The organism is Pedobacter sp. Leaf176 (assembly GCF_001424305.1).
GTDB lineage: Bacteria > Bacteroidota > Bacteroidia > Sphingobacteriales > Sphingobacteriaceae > Pedobacter.
The window spans coordinates 301,803-315,551 of record NZ_LMPD01000005.1 but is presented as its reverse complement, the minus strand read 5'-3'; the positions used below and the strand labels follow the sequence as shown (position 1 = coordinate 315,551).

The window sequence follows — 13,749 nt, the reverse complement described above, 5'->3', positions numbered from 1 at the left end:
TTAAAAAATAAGAGGCATACTTTTTAGATGCCTCATATTGCCACTTAGTAGGGTCAACCCGCGGAAGTTCGACCCTTTTTGAGCATTGTGAAGCTGTGGTTAATTTTGATAAAGTTTTGAACAACAAGATGGAGGGACAGTATAGGAAAAAGAAATTATTCGATGACAATCGAAAGTAGGGTGAGAAATATCGTAACCTAATATTTGTTGATATTTTGTAACGGTTTTGTTGCGGTTTATCCTCTCATCTTTTTAGATTAATGCAGATTTTAGCGCCTATATATTTAGGTTGTTAAATTTGAAGGGTTTGAAAGTTAAGCAGGTACCAAATTGCTCTATAATTGGAGTCGTCTTGCTGTACCTGATTATCTCTTTGGGCAATATCTTTTTTTTATCCAACCTCTCCCTTTTAGAGTCCGCCCGGGGAATAAAATCAGCTGCGCAGTACAAAGGTAGCTTTTCTCCGCTTGGAAAGGATTCAAAAATTACCAGACAATTTAAGTGTATCCTTGATGAACGCAAGAAAACCGTGCTTCCTGTTTTGGAAGCTTTTCTTATCGGCGTCATCTTATTTTTGGGGCTTTCGCTTTTAGCCTCTAACCTAAACAGGTATTTTCTTGAGATCAGATACAGGATTGCCGGATCAGTCCCAATTTATATTTCCAACCAGGTCTTTCGGATCTGAGATTTATCTCAATTTTCTTTTATTGACAGGTCCTTCAAATGATGAAGTGACGACGGCCGGTTAATCACCGTGTTTCCTGTCCAAGACGTCCGTCAAATCTTTTTCCTTAAATTTTAATTTAAAGACATGATCCGTATTAAACAGATTTTCTGTTTGTTCCCACTTTTATATATGGGGCTGGAAAGCCATGCCCAAACCTCCCCAAAGCCCATCGGGATCGTTGATCTGATCGATCACGTGACCGCTTTTTCACCTTCACTGGCCGCTGATTCAGCAACAGTTGATATACGTGCCGCCCAGTTAAGAGAGACCGCGGCGAATGCCCTTCCAAATCTGAAGCTTAATTATCAGGCAGATCTGGGCTCAAACAATAACGTGGCAGGACCTTATATGGCCTTTGGTATAGTTCCCTCCAATTCCAGAGGTGTTAGGACTGAAAGCACTACCAAGGCTACACTTACTAATCTTGGTATTGTCTCCCTTGATTGGGAGGTCTATAATTTTGGTGCCTATAAAGCTCAGAATGCAGTCGCCAAATCAGAACTTGTCGTTGAACGATCCAAGTTTGCCCAGCGCCGATACCAGACAAGGGCCATCGCTATTGATGATTACCTGAGTCTACTAAAGCTTCAGGACATGCTATCCATTCAAGCAAGCAATATCAGTCGCAATGAGCAGATCAACCGTTCGATTTTATCCCTTGCCAGAAGCGGTGTGCGTCCGGGTGTGGATACCAGTATCGCAGGGGCCGAACTCTCCAAATCAAGATTGAACTATATTGAAATGGACAATACCTACAGACAGGTTCAGCTCGACATTGCAGCAATCAGCGGGCTAAATCCGGAAAGTATTGTCGCTGACAGTACGATCCTGGATCGGCTAAAATCGCTTGAGGTAAACCTATCGGTAAAGTTGACCGACAGTTCAAGCCATCCGCTGCTTGATTTCTACAAAAGCAATTATCTAAGCAGCGTTGAGAAGGAAAACCTGGTCAAAAAAGCCTATAATCCAAAGGTAAGCCTGCAAGCTGCTGCCTGGTCAAGGGGATCAAGCATTGATGCCAATGATAATTTCAACAGTCTCTCGAATGGCTTGGAATGGCAACGGGAAAATTACCTCGTGGGCGTAGGGATCAGTTATAACTTATTTGATCTGCGCAGGCGTCAGTTGAAGCTTAGGACCCAAAAGGCCAGTAGCAATTTTTACTTAAAGGAACTACAGCAGGAAAGGTTAATGTTATCAAATGCCGCCCTTCAAGCAGGACTTGAGATCAGTACCGCGCATAAAAGACTCGATGAAATACCAAACCAGCTAAAGGCAGCGGCCGCAGGGTATCGCCAGAAGCTCTCGCTTTATAAGAACGGGCTGACCGACATCATTGAGCTCAATGCAGCCCTGACCATCCTTTACCGTGCAGAAACCGATTTTGTCAACGCAAAATATCTGTACATCCGGGCGCTTTTTCAAAAGGCTATCGCCACCAACCAAGTAGATTCACTGTTAAACACATTAAAATAATAAAGATATGTCAATGGTTACCTCGGCCCTGAAAAAGCCGATTACAACAGTGGTGATCACCGCGAGTTTACTGCTCTTTGCAGTTCTCAGTGCGCTGAAGATCCCAATAGATATTTTCCCCCAGCTTAATTCGCCGACAATATATGTTATTGAATCCTACGGAGGTATGTCTCCACAACAGATGGAGGGCTTCTTCTCCACTCGTCTACAGGATCAGTTTCTTTATGTTAATGGCGTTAAGAATATTACCGCCAAAAACATTCAGGGTTTGACGATGCTAAAGCTGAGTTTTTATGAAAGCACCAATATGGCAGAGGCTTCTGCCCAAGTTGCCTTGCAGGTTAACCGGGCCATGAAGTTCTTCCCTCCAGGCGCTTTGCCTCCGCAGGTGGTCCGCTTTGATGCCTCTTCACTGCCAGTAGGCCAGCTTGTACTCTCGGCCAAATCCCGCAGTCTGAAAGAAATCTATGATATGGCGGCAACGCGTATCAGGCCCATGTTTTCCTCTGTCGCAGGGCTTTCAGCGCCACCGCCATTCGGTGCCAATTCCCGCTCGATTACCATTAGTGTAGATCCGAGCAAATTAAGGAGTTATAATCTGACTCCGGACGAGGTGGTAGGGGCTTTATCCAAGTTCAATGTCATGTCTCCTTCGGGAAATCTAAGGTTGGACAATACCATGATGGTGACCTCTATGAACTCCCTGGTTAAAACGGTCGATGAATTCAACAACATTCCAATAGCTACAAAAAACGGCGTTTCAATATTGGTAAGGGATGTGGCAAGGGTTGCCGATGCAGCGGATGTTACCGTGGATTATGCATTGATCAACGGGAAACGGTCTGTGTATATTCCTGTGGTCAAAACAGCAGACGCCTCGACTTGGTCAGTGGTAAAGTCCTTAAAGGCCAAAATCCCCGAAATGCAGAGCCTCTTGCCGGACGATGTCCACATCTCTTATGAATTTGACCAGTCTGTTGCCGTTATCAACTCGGTAAAAAGCCTGATCACTGAAGGTGGTCTTGGTGCACTATTAACGGGCCTAATGGTGTTGCTATTCCTGCGTGATCTGCGAAGCAGTCTTATCGTGGTGATCACCATTCCGGTATCGATTTTAATTGGGGTGCTTTTACTAGGCATGTTCGGTCAGACCATAAATATCATGACCTTGAGCGGTCTGGCACTTGCAATAGGGATCCTGGTCGATCAGGCAACGGTGACGATCGAAAATATCCATCAGCACCTGGAAATGGGCAAGCCCAAACGCGAAGCCATTTACGATGCCTGTGAAGAAATCGCATTCCCGCTGCTGCTCATCCTGCTGTGTATTCTGGCCGTATTTGCACCATCTTTTATGATGAACGGTATACCAAAGGCGATGTTTTTGCCACTATCCCTTTCGATTGGCTTCACCATGGTTGTCTCTTTCATCGTGGCCCAGACCTTAGTTCCCATTCTATCCAACTGGATGATAAACGAAGAACGTTACCAGCACTATGACCATGGTAAGATCCATGCTCATGCAGGAGAGGCCCTGGACGAGAGGCAAGGAGAGCAGGTAGAAAAGCATCTGCAAAATGAAAAGGATGAACCGGAAAAAAATGATTTCTTTGAAAGGGTGAAGGTGCGGTTTATGGCAATCATCCAGCGGTGGATGCCGATGAAAAAAGGTATTGTCGGGATTTATTTAGTTCTGGTCATTTCTCTTGCAGGACTGGGATTTGTTTTTATTGGAAAGGATATGATGCCAAAGCTCAACAACGGACAGTTCCAGATACGCATCAAAGCGCCGGACGGTACCAGATTAGAGCGCACCGAGGAGAAATTTAAGCAGGTACTTTCCATTATCAATCAGACAGTAGATAACCATATCGCAGTTAGTTCGGGATACGTTGGGCTTATTCCGAGTAGTTACGGAACAAGTAACTTATATATCTTCAATACCGGTACCCATGAGGCTGTGCTTCAGGTGAACCTTGATGAAGATTATAAGGTAAATATGGATGAGCTGAAAGATGCGCTGAGAAAGAACATCGCTTATAAACTTCCTGACCTACGTATCACCTTTGAGCCGATTGACATGACCGAAAAGATTATGAGCCAAGGCGCTGCAACTCCTATTGAGATCAGAGTAGCAGGAAAAGATATGGACCAGATCGAGTCTTACGCTAATAAGGTGCTCTCTAAACTTAAAAAAATAGATTACCTCCGTGATATCCAGATTGCTCAACCCCTGCACATTCCCGTGGTTTCTATTACCCTTGATAGATTAAAGGCGGCGCAGTTTGGGCTGAACGTGGTTGATATCGCAAGGTCAGTTACTGCAAGTACCTCATCCAGCCGATTTACTGAGAAGAACCAATGGCTCGATGAAAAAACCGCCTATACCTACCAGGTACAGGTACAGGTTCCAGAGTATGTCATGAATACAATGGATGAGCTCAAAGAAATTCCTTTGGTTAAAGGGCAGAGCAGTCCGGTACTGGGCGACATCGCTACTTTCAATACCAGTTACCTTCCAGGAGAATATGACCGCTCCGGGCCAAGACGCTTTCTGACCGTGAGCGCAAACATTTATAAAAAGGATCTTGGAACGGCAACTGCTGATGTAGAAAAGGCACTAAAGTCCGTAGGCACGCCTCCTAAGGGACTAACTGCTGAAGTGAAAGGTATGTCGAGCCTGTTGACTGAAACACTATCTTCTCTTCAGGGCGGACTTGCTTTTGCGATATTGGTGATCTTCCTGCTGCTTGCGGCCAATTACCAGTCTTTCAAGCTTTCGCTGACGGTTCTTTCGACCGTTCCTGCTGTAATCCTTGGGTCGCTTACCGCATTATTGCTTACAGGTTCTACGCTTAACCTGCAGAGCTACATGGGGATGATCATGTCCACCGGGGTGTCAGTGGCCAATGCGATACTTATCGTGACCAACGCCGAAAAACTCAGGCTGGATTACAAGGATTCTACCCGGGCGGCAGTGGTGAGTGCCGGGATTCGTTTAAGGCCGATCCTGATGACCAGTTTTGCGATGATAGCCGGGATGATCCCGATGGCCTCTGGGTTGGGCGAATCCGGTGAACAGACCGCGCCGCTCGGCAGGGCTGTTATTGGTGGGCTATTCTTTTCAACCCTTGCCGCGCTCTTCATCCTTCCGCAGGTTTTCGCTTGGGTACAGAAAAAAAGCAGCTTAAAAGAACCAAACCTAATGCCTAGAAAAACAAGAATTTAAAAGATAAACAACATGAAAACCAGATTCATTCCCATCATAATAATTATAAGTACTCTGGCCGCGTGTGGCGGAAACCAGAAGCCCGTGAACATCAGTCCCGAAAAAAACGGCAAGGAAGCCAAATATGAAACCACAAAGGTCGAAGAAGAGGCCCTTTCCAGTTTTACCCGCATTCCCGGGGTGCTCAAGCCTTTCAACCAGGTGAACATTTTTCCCAAGGCCAATGGTTTTGTGAAAGCAATACTGGTCGATTTGGGTTCTAAGGTGACCAAAGGCCAGCTGCTGATGACCCTGGAAGCACCGGAACTCGAATCACAATTGCAATCGGCAAATTCCCGTTACCTGCAGGCACGGGAGACCGCATCGGCGAGCAGTGAGAAATACAGACGTCTGAAAGAAGCAGCAAAAGAGGAAGGTTCGGTATCTCCGCTAGAACTTGATAATGCGCTTTCCAGGATGAAAGGAGATAAGGCCATAGCTGAGGCTGAGCGGTCAAATGTATCCTCCGTACGTACCATGCAGGACTACTTGAAAGTATATGCGCCTTTTGACGGGGTGATCGTTGACAGGAATGTATCACCGGGAGCACTGGTGTCGGCGGGCAAATCTTCGGACCTACCCATGCTGGTATTGCAGGACCTGACCCACATGAGGCTTGAAGTTTCTATACCTGAGGATTATGTAGACAAAGTGGACCTAAGCCAGATGGTCAAGTTCCGCTTCAATGCGCTGCCGGGGGAACAGCGCCAGGCCAAGATCAGCCGGTCTGCAAATTCACTGGGCAACATGCGCCAGGAAATCGTCGAGGTTGACGTGGCCAATAAAGATAACAGGTTGAAGGCCGGCATGTATGCCGAGGTTGAAATCCCGCTTAAATCCGGTGCGACTTCGCTTCTTGTGCCTAATTCTGCTATCGTGCGTTCTACAGAACGGAAGTACGTAGTGGAAATTGCAAATGGTAAAGCCAAGCTCGTTGACATTAAGGAAGGGATGAAGGGAACAGAGATGACCGAGATTTTTGGTTCCATCAAAGCCGGGACAGAGATTATTTCGCCCGCGAACGATGAGATCAAAAGCGGTCAGACGCTATAAAACATTGCCGGGCGGATATTAGCCGCCCGGCAAATCTTTTTATTAGTCAGATAAGAAAAAAGGAAAATATGAAAGATTTAGAATTTAACCATGAGTTTGAAATCGGGGGAAAACACATTTGCATAGATGTCCCAAAGAAAAGATGCAACCAGGTCTACATCGAGGGAGAGCTGGTTGGGACGGTTTGGGAATGTAAAAAACAAGGGGTAATATCCTTTGTATCAAGAGATTTTAAGCTTGCCCCTTACCTGGAAAGCATTGCGGCCGAGTTAAACATTTTTTACAGGACCTCCCTATGAGTGCCTATGCCGGATGGACATTTCAACCTTTTCTGATCTGTTTCCTGTTATTAATGACTGTAAAGGTAAAGGCGCAAGATCAAACTGCCGTCCCCAAGATATCGGTAGGCTTTGTCATGGGCTTTCCGACCGGTAAGACGGCTAAAACTTATGTCAACGGATATGGGGCATCAACAAAGGTGGAATTCAAGGTTTCGGAGCACCTCAACCTAACCGGATCTGCGGGCTATATGACTTTCCGCTACAGGGATGAGGTAAAAAAACGTCTCGATTATTTAGGAGAGCCAACAAGCATGAATGGTGTTGTTCCAATTAAAGTCGGAGCAAAATATTACTTTGAAGGTATCTATTACGCTGCCCTTGAGCTTGGTGCAGCAAATACTCTTGGAGACCGGCTGAATACCTCTTTTGCCTACGGACCGACTTTGGGTGCCAGCATTCCAATTTCGAAGCATTATAGTGCAGATCTCGGCCTTCGTTATGAGGGTTGGAAAAGCAGCGGAGGGCAGGTTTCCTTTTTTGGACTTCGTTTGGCTCTGGCAATTTCAGGAACTAAAAAATAATAGGCAAAATATTTAACCTAAAATTTAAATTATGACAGAGAAAAATATTTCACAACCATTTGAAACTTTTGACCATAATAAATCCTCAGCAAAGGGTGGAGATAACGCATATCACCCCGCAAACCAAGATAGAGAGGTTTTATTGCGTTACCTGCTGGAGCGGTTGAACCTGGAAACCGGCCATCTCAATGAGAAGCGAAAATTGAGGAAGTAGGGGCCTTTTTAGACCTTTAAAAAACATTCGTAGGAATGGCAAATCAGATTTATTATAACCAGGGGCAACCCACAATATGCATGACAAATGGAAAAGATGATATATCTTTTGGAAAATGATGAGGGTATAACCGAAGTATTACAGCTTCTTTTTAACAGTGAGGGGTATGGGGTTTCCGCGTTTTCTTCGGTAAGCTCGTTTATGGCAGGGCTAAGTGATCATGTTGCAGATCTTTTTCTGCTGGATGTTATGCTCCCCGATGGAAACGGCATTGAAGTCTGCAGTTACCTGAAGTCCTTAGAGAAAACCCGGAATGTTCCGATTATCATGATGAGTGCTCATGCGGACCGTTATGACATTAGAAGGGGCTGCGCTGCAGAGAATTTTATTAAAAAGCCTTTCGATATTCACGACCTGCTGCGTTTGGTAGCGAAACATATTTGACCGGTGATAAAGTACGGGTTCTCTCAAGTTTGGTATTCGTGCTCACAATCAGTGTTTCCATGTCAGAGATCCGCTAAGTCGTTCTTACAAGATATATCAACAAAAGCATGCTTGAAATGAAAATAACCACGGTAAGGACTTTGATGAGTGTAGAGGAATGGTAATAACTGCCTTGATTAATAAGTGTATGAGTTTTTTGATAGCGCATAAATGCCAGGATGATGGTCAGTGCGCCTACCCCGACAAGAAGTATTCCTATCCTCTGTGAGTTGCCGGTTTGGTGTACGACGGCTTTGGCCCCAAGAGCGAGAGTGATCTGCTTGATAAAAAGTGAAAACTTTACCACCACAAAACCAAAGCCCATAATTCCTATGCTAGTTCTTATCCAGGCAAGAAAAGTCCGTTCGTTGGCCAGATGGTCACCAGTGTTTGATTTAGGAATGGCTTGTTCTTCTTTTTCCATTATTGATAATATTGGTTGACGGATCACCGCATGCCTGATTAACAAAATTTTATCAATGCTGTTTGGGCGAGTACTGTTTTAATTATGTAGCTTTTCGATAAATTCCCTAGCATTTTTAAATGCGTTACTCCGCACAGCACATACGATGATAGACAATTTTGTCGAACCTTTTGAATTTTAGTGTTGCCGGCATAAGCCATTGATATTTAAACATGACAATAATTTTCGGCGTTTGCGGCCCCGGGTGAAATGGATCCGGCACAACTGATCCTAATCTTTGCATCGTATCGAAATACCAATTTGCACCTTTTAAAGATTCACTGCCGTTTTGGTTTTTACATTAGGGATGAACGATTACCCATCCTTCCGCCGAACGGATGATGATCTCTCCGTTGCCGCTTGGCACATAGCTGATGAAATCGAAGAGATCTGACTTATCGATTTTCCGCTCGCGAACGGTATTCTCGCACTGCGCAAGAATTACGCCCTTTGACTTTAGCAAATTAAGCTGCTCAAGGAACTTTCCATCCTTGCGATAAACCGCCACGCCATCCCCGAAGGCGATAAGCTCAACCTCCAGTTTTCCCTTCAATCTTGGATCCTCCAAAGCATTGTTGATGTTCCTGAGTGTTCCCGAAATATGTTTTTCCTCGGCACTGTTAAGTACATATAGCGCTTTATATGATTTCTTTTTTGCAACAGCACCCGTAAACGGTTTTTTTGTCTCCTGTGCAGATACATTGGTGGTGATGACCATCATGATGACAAGCTGGAGTAAGATCAGTAATTTTTTCATGTTTCTATTTTTTCTGTTTTATAGGTGCGTGCTGTTCAGCCATGTCAATAAAGGGACCATATTTATGCTGCTTTTCGCTAAAGTGATCTGCATATGGCCCGAAGGGATAATCTATTGGCTTTGTGTACAGGTTTTTATAGTCGTTTTTGGAATCCAGGTGCGGTCTGGGCTGCGCATTCACAAATGCAGCTACGTCCCAGGCTTCCGCATCCGTTAAGTTCGGATCTTTGTAGGTGGCGCCATAAGGCATGTTGTTTTTGACAAATCCTGCAAAATTTCCAAGCCTGAACATTCCTGCACCATCGTTATAGCTGTCCCTGCCCCAAAGGGGAGGGTACATATATCCTTTTCCATCAGGTGAGGCAACGCCTTTGCCCGTTTCTCCATGACAGCTGCTGCATTTGGAGGCATATACCATTTTCCCCTTCAGGGGATCTGCAGGCACATCCAGAGATGGGATTTTTTTTACCGAATTATCCGCAATGGAATGTGCGGCATCCTGTTTTTTTCCAACCCATTTTAAATAGGCCAACATGGCGACCATTTCCCTGGAATTTCTTCCCGGAGCTTTGCCGTTCATGCTTCGCTCGAAGCACTCATTAATCCGTTCAAAGGCTTCTTCCTTTCTACCGCTTCTTGCGCTCATTTTTGGAAAACCTGCATAAAAGATGGAGAAATTATTCGCAAAGGGCCTGGTTCCTGCATCCAAGTGGCAGTTCTGACAATTCATACCATTAGTCAGCTTTCCTACGATACCCTGCGGCCCTAAATAGTATGCCGTACGGACAATCAAATCCCGGCCATACCTGATCAGATCCGCATCAGCTTTGCCCTGAAGCTGCATCGTATCAGGCGCCTTCCAATATTCGGGTTTAGCAACACGGCGCTCTAAAGGTTTTATTTGATTCTTTTGAATGGATGGATTAGGCTTATCCGCATAGAAACTTTTTGGAAGATGAAATCCGCTGAGTGCTAAAACAAGAGAAAACATGATCACAACGAATAGAAATGACGTCCATACGAGATATTTTCCAAACCGGGCAAATACCTGCAGTTTATCCTCGTTGTTTCTTTCTGTTTTCACACTTTTAAAATATTAATTCTGAAAATCCTTAATGGCCTCACCAATATCAAGCACCTTTTGCTTGCCATCAATAACGGATGCAATCAGTGAGCTTGCAGCCGCACTTCTGTATCCACCGGCGCAGTGTACTGCTACGGGTTGCTCCAGCGGAATTTCGTTTACCCTTTCCCTTAAATTTCCCAGTGGAATATTTATGCTGTTCTCAAAAATACTGTTTTCCATACGCTCTGTCTTGTTCCTCACATCCACAATGGTATATCCATTTTGGTTCTCTTTAAAATTTTGGATATCGATAATCTCATCCGGGACAGTTTCTACTGCGTTTATAAAACCGCCGGCAAGCTGCGTTTCATACCCGATGGATGCGGTCCTCGCGATAAGACTATGCAATGTAGCAAGATTTTCTGCCATAAGATAATAAGGCTCTTCAGGCTTCACAATGCTGCCCAGCCAGGTTTCAAATTTGTTTCCATCCATGATATTTACAGCGCCTTCTATATGTCCCTTCTTAAAAACATCTTCCCTTCGCGTATCGATAATTAGGGCATTTGGTTTTAAGTTTTCACCGGATTCCATGATCTGAACCGCACTTACCGAATCTTCAAACGGTGCTGCGCCTTTCTTGTTCAAGGCCACATCAAAAGGGAAGTAAAATGGAATGAATGGCTGGTTTTCATTTAATGCGCTCACAAAATCGGCCTCAGTCATTTCCTGCAGTGACCAGTTACTTCTTTTTTCAGCACCAATGGTACTGCTATTGGCCTCGCTCAACGCTTTTCCGCAGAGCGTACCTGCCCCGTGTGCCGGATACAGAATCACTTCATCTGAGAGTTTCATCAGTTTGTCCCTTAATGAATGGTACATTTGGGCGGCAAGGAAATTGCGTTCCGCCATTGAATCACCTCCGCTTTCCCTTAAATCCGGCCTTCCGCAGTCACCGATAAAAAGGGTATCTCCGGAAAATAGCGCTTTTTGTTTCCCATCGTGTTCGAGCAAAATACTGATACTATCCGGAGAGTGCCCCGGGGTGTTGATTGCCCTTAAGGTGATCTTTCCCAGGGTTATCGTCTGGTCTTCATCAAATGGGGAAAACAGGTAGGACGGCGTATTGAGTTTGCTGCAATATATTGTTGCGCCGGTCTTATGATGGATTTCAAGATGAGCACTCACAAAATCCGCATGCGGGTGCGTCTCGATAACACCAACTATTTTGGCCTGGTGTTTTTCGGCAAAATGGTAATATGCAGACGGATCCCTGGAGGGATCGATCAATATGATTTCATTCCGGCATTCGCTCAGTACCGCATAGCTGTAATGGGAGAGGTGCTTGTCTTCAAATTGTTCTATTTTCATGTGTTTTTATTTTTGATTAATGTGTTTAACGGTATGATTCCTGCCTTTGCCAGGTTTACATCAAATTTACCCTTTAGCGGTTCTTCGCACTGTAACTTTTGTCACAGCGCCCCAAAATCTTCTCAGCAGTTTCTGCCTGCACTTTCATCATATTTGATCGGAGAGAGGACATGGAGCAAAAGGGTTCTGGCATAGCGGTAGTTGAAGGTGAACAGTAGGATGACCGGCGAAATAGTGGTTGCGATGATTGCCCACTGCTCTTCTTCGCCAAAGATCATGAATGCCGGAATGCCCGCATTGACAAGTTCTGCGACAATGAAAACATAGCTCACATACATCGCTCCGATAAAGAAGCCCGGCTCTATCTCATAGTTCAGGTTGCAGCAGGCAAATTTTTTATTCATCTGATCATATTTCCAATGGAACATGGAATGGGTATATAATTTTCCCTTTCGGCACCTGGGACATCTATGGTCTATTATAGCCCTTAGTTTGCTCATCAGATTCTATTTTATTAATGAGGGAGCTTGCTTTTCATCGCTCCGTATAGATAGGTGCCCAGGAGCGCACCAAGGATGACCACCGCCATACCGGCATATCCGCTCCCAAGGTTGACGAACATGGGGCCGGGACAGGCGCCGGTGAGTGCCCAGCCCAGGCCGAAAATGGTGCCGCCTAGTAGGTATTTTATATAGGCCTTGTCCTTATCGTGGAAGACAATCGGATTTCCGGCCAGATCCTTGGCTTTGAATTTTTTGATCAGCCATACTGCAATTACGCCAAGTACAACGGCCGTACCAATAATTCCATACATATGGAAAGACTGGAAACGGAACATTTCCTGGATCCTGTACCAGGAAACAGCCTCAGACTTGGTCATGATGATTCCGAAAAGTGTTCCTGCAAGAATATATTTTATGAATTTCATTTTTTTTAGATTTAAAAGATAAAAGGCATGATGAGGAAAGTCATGATCAGGCCACCAACAAAGAAACCGATTACGGCTACTAGTGATGGTACTTGCAGATTCGAAAGCCCGGATATGGCGTGACCAGAAGTACAACCGCCTGCATAACGAGATCCAAAACCGACTAATAAACCACCGATGAGTAAAATAGCCAGCGTTTTTAAATCTTTCATTGCTTCCAGTGAAAACAGGCCGGTTGGATTTAACCCACCATCGAACTTAATGCCCAATTGATTTAAATCGGAGATTGTGGCGGATGATAATTTTACGGGAGATGGACTGCTAAGGTAATTTGTAGCAACAAATCCACCTATTACCGAGCCGATAAGGAACATGAGGTTCCAGGTCTGGTCTTTCCATTTAAAATCAAAAAATTTTACTTTCCTGCCTGCTCCGGCTATGCTGCACATCGTTCGCAGGTTTGATGAAAAGCCAAAGGACTTTCCGAAAAAAAGTAGGATGAGCATAATGAGTACGATCATGCTGCCCGAGAAATACCAAGGCCAGGGTTGTTTAATAAAATCAATCATGTTTTTTTAAATGAAATGTTAATATGGGTGTTTTTGTTGTTGTTAAAAGGTAATGCCTGTGGCGGTTTGAGCAAGTAAGTGCTGAATCATTTTAGCAAACTGCCATCCCGAAGAAATCCGGCCGGCAGCGTTGAATAGATCAATATTTCTTGAATATATTTCTTCATTTTGGCCAGGTACCGATACCTCCAACCAGGTTGAATGCTTCCACCCCAAGTTTTCTCATCTCCGATACCGCTGAGGAGGAACGCTTTCCACTTCTGCAATAGAGGAAATACCGCTTGGCCTTATCCAGCTTTGCAAGTTCTAAAGAAAAGGCAGAACCCAGGAAATCGATATATATGGCTGAAGGAAGCGCGCCTGGGGCATATTCAGGCTTTGTCCTTACATCTAAGAGGACTGCGTCACTGCTTTTTGTAAATTCGTTTTTGAAGTGGTAGCCATCGAGGTTGTACGCACCTTTTGAAAAAAAACTGCTGATCATTTGAAGTAGTTTATTCATTGTATTTATT

15 protein-coding genes are annotated in these 13,749 nt (G+C 44.7%); 7 read left to right on the top strand and 8 right to left on the bottom strand.

The window, feature by feature from the left end:
• Window positions 1-811: 811 nt before the first annotated feature.
• The 7 genes from ASF92_RS15805 to ASF92_RS15775 all read left to right on the top strand — a co-directional run bounded on the left by ASF92_RS15805 (window position 812) and on the right by ASF92_RS15775 (window position 8,044).
• Window positions 812-2,203 carry a TolC family protein gene (locus ASF92_RS15805; RefSeq protein ID WP_056095310.1) on the top strand — a complete coding sequence of 464 codons (1,392 nt, stop codon included), beginning with the start codon at window positions 812-814 and terminating at the stop codon, window positions 2,201-2,203.
• A gap of 7 nt (window positions 2,204-2,210) precedes the next feature.
• Window positions 2,211-5,432, top strand: coding sequence for an efflux RND transporter permease subunit (locus ASF92_RS15800; RefSeq protein ID WP_056095306.1), 3,222 nt, complete (start codon window positions 2,211-2,213; stop codon window positions 5,430-5,432).
• Window positions 5,433-5,444: 12 nt separating this feature from the next.
• Window positions 5,445-6,524, top strand: a complete 1,080-nt coding sequence (locus ASF92_RS15795) for an efflux RND transporter periplasmic adaptor subunit (protein WP_056095304.1) — start codon at window positions 5,445-5,447, stop codon at window positions 6,522-6,524.
• A gap of 68 nt (window positions 6,525-6,592) precedes the next feature.
• On the top strand, window positions 6,593-6,823 hold the full coding sequence (locus ASF92_RS15790) for a hypothetical protein (protein ID WP_056095301.1): 231 nt from the start codon (window positions 6,593-6,595) through the stop codon (window positions 6,821-6,823).
• Window positions 6,820-7,386 (top strand): hypothetical protein, encoded by a 567-nt coding sequence (locus tag ASF92_RS15785; RefSeq protein WP_056095298.1) that lies wholly within the window; start codon window positions 6,820-6,822, stop codon window positions 7,384-7,386. The genes ASF92_RS15790 and ASF92_RS15785 overlap by 4 nt, the downstream gene beginning before the upstream one ends.
• A gap of 31 nt (window positions 7,387-7,417) precedes the next feature.
• Window positions 7,418-7,600, top strand: a complete 183-nt coding sequence (locus ASF92_RS15780) for a hypothetical protein (RefSeq protein ID WP_056095295.1) — start codon at window positions 7,418-7,420, stop codon at window positions 7,598-7,600.
• Between the two features lie 87 nt (window positions 7,601-7,687).
• The gene (locus ASF92_RS15775; RefSeq protein ID WP_056095291.1) at window positions 7,688-8,044 is read left to right on the top strand and encodes a response regulator; all 357 of its coding nucleotides are present in this window, start codon (window positions 7,688-7,690) and stop codon (window positions 8,042-8,044) included.
• Between the two features lie 73 nt (window positions 8,045-8,117).
• Here the strand turns inward: ASF92_RS15775 and ASF92_RS15770 are convergent, their stop codons facing one another.
• The 8 genes from ASF92_RS15770 to ASF92_RS15735 all read right to left on the bottom strand — a co-directional run bounded on the left by ASF92_RS15770 (window position 8,118) and on the right by ASF92_RS15735 (window position 13,739).
• Complete coding sequence (locus tag ASF92_RS15770; protein WP_056095288.1) at window positions 8,118-8,507, bottom strand: YidH family protein; 390 nt, start codon at window positions 8,505-8,507, stop codon at window positions 8,118-8,120.
• Window positions 8,508-8,847: 340 nt separating this feature from the next.
• Window positions 8,848-9,303 carry a DsrE family protein gene (locus ASF92_RS15765; protein ID WP_056095285.1) on the bottom strand — a complete coding sequence of 152 codons (456 nt, stop codon included), beginning with the start codon at window positions 9,301-9,303 and terminating at the stop codon, window positions 8,848-8,850.
• Window positions 9,304-9,307: 4 nt separating this feature from the next.
• Window positions 9,308-10,387, bottom strand: coding sequence for a c-type cytochrome (locus ASF92_RS15760; RefSeq protein ID WP_197413311.1), 1,080 nt, complete (start codon window positions 10,385-10,387; stop codon window positions 9,308-9,310).
• Between the two features lie 12 nt (window positions 10,388-10,399).
• Complete coding sequence (locus ASF92_RS15755; RefSeq protein WP_056095282.1) at window positions 10,400-11,740, bottom strand: rhodanese-like domain-containing protein; 1,341 nt, start codon at window positions 11,738-11,740, stop codon at window positions 10,400-10,402.
• A 122-nt stretch (window positions 11,741-11,862) separates the two neighbouring features.
• A complete protein-coding gene (locus ASF92_RS15750) occupies window positions 11,863-12,144 on the bottom strand; it encodes a hypothetical protein (protein WP_146202964.1) in 282 nt (93 codons plus the stop codon).
• Window positions 12,145-12,254: 110 nt separating this feature from the next.
• A complete protein-coding gene (locus ASF92_RS15745; RefSeq protein ID WP_056095276.1) occupies window positions 12,255-12,668 on the bottom strand; it encodes a DUF6691 family protein in 414 nt (137 codons plus the stop codon).
• A gap of 11 nt (window positions 12,669-12,679) precedes the next feature.
• Complete coding sequence (locus ASF92_RS15740; protein WP_056095272.1) at window positions 12,680-13,237, bottom strand: YeeE/YedE family protein; 558 nt, start codon at window positions 13,235-13,237, stop codon at window positions 12,680-12,682.
• A gap of 163 nt (window positions 13,238-13,400) precedes the next feature.
• Complete coding sequence (locus ASF92_RS15735; RefSeq protein ID WP_197413310.1) at window positions 13,401-13,739, bottom strand: rhodanese-like domain-containing protein; 339 nt, start codon at window positions 13,737-13,739, stop codon at window positions 13,401-13,403.
• Window positions 13,740-13,749: the final 10 nt, after the last annotated feature.

Bases quoted from the DNA above. Each gene is read 5' to 3' on its own strand.
- ASF92_RS15745 (WP_056095276.1), bottom strand. From the start codon at position 12,668: ATGAAATTCATAAAATATATTCTTGCAGGAACACTTTTCGGAATCATC.
- ASF92_RS15800 (WP_056095306.1), top strand. From the start codon at position 2,211: ATGTCAATGGTTACCTCGGCCCTGAAAAAGCCGATTACAACAGTGGTG.
- ASF92_RS15735 (WP_197413310.1), bottom strand. From the start codon at position 13,739: ATGAATAAACTACTTCAAATGATCAGCAGTTTTTTTTCAAAAGGTGCG.
- ASF92_RS15750 (WP_146202964.1), bottom strand. From the start codon at position 12,144: ATGAATAAAAAATTTGCCTGCTGCAACCTGAACTATGAGATAGAGCCG.
- ASF92_RS15765 (WP_056095285.1), bottom strand. From the start codon at position 9,303: ATGAAAAAATTACTGATCTTACTCCAGCTTGTCATCATGATGGTCATC.
- ASF92_RS15755 (WP_056095282.1), bottom strand. From the start codon at position 11,740: ATGAAAATAGAACAATTTGAAGACAAGCACCTCTCCCATTACAGCTAT.
- ASF92_RS15805 (WP_056095310.1), top strand. From the start codon at position 812: ATGATCCGTATTAAACAGATTTTCTGTTTGTTCCCACTTTTATATATG.
- ASF92_RS15790 (WP_056095301.1), top strand. From the start codon at position 6,593: ATGAAAGATTTAGAATTTAACCATGAGTTTGAAATCGGGGGAAAACAC.
- ASF92_RS15795 (WP_056095304.1), top strand. From the start codon at position 5,445: ATGAAAACCAGATTCATTCCCATCATAATAATTATAAGTACTCTGGCC.
- ASF92_RS15785 (WP_056095298.1), top strand. From the start codon at position 6,820: ATGAGTGCCTATGCCGGATGGACATTTCAACCTTTTCTGATCTGTTTC.
- ASF92_RS15780 (WP_056095295.1), top strand. From the start codon at position 7,418: ATGACAGAGAAAAATATTTCACAACCATTTGAAACTTTTGACCATAAT.
- ASF92_RS15775 (WP_056095291.1), top strand. From the start codon at position 7,688: ATGGAAAAGATGATATATCTTTTGGAAAATGATGAGGGTATAACCGAA.
- ASF92_RS15770 (WP_056095288.1), bottom strand. From the start codon at position 8,507: ATGGAAAAAGAAGAACAAGCCATTCCTAAATCAAACACTGGTGACCAT.
- ASF92_RS15740 (WP_056095272.1), bottom strand. From the start codon at position 13,237: ATGATTGATTTTATTAAACAACCCTGGCCTTGGTATTTCTCGGGCAGC.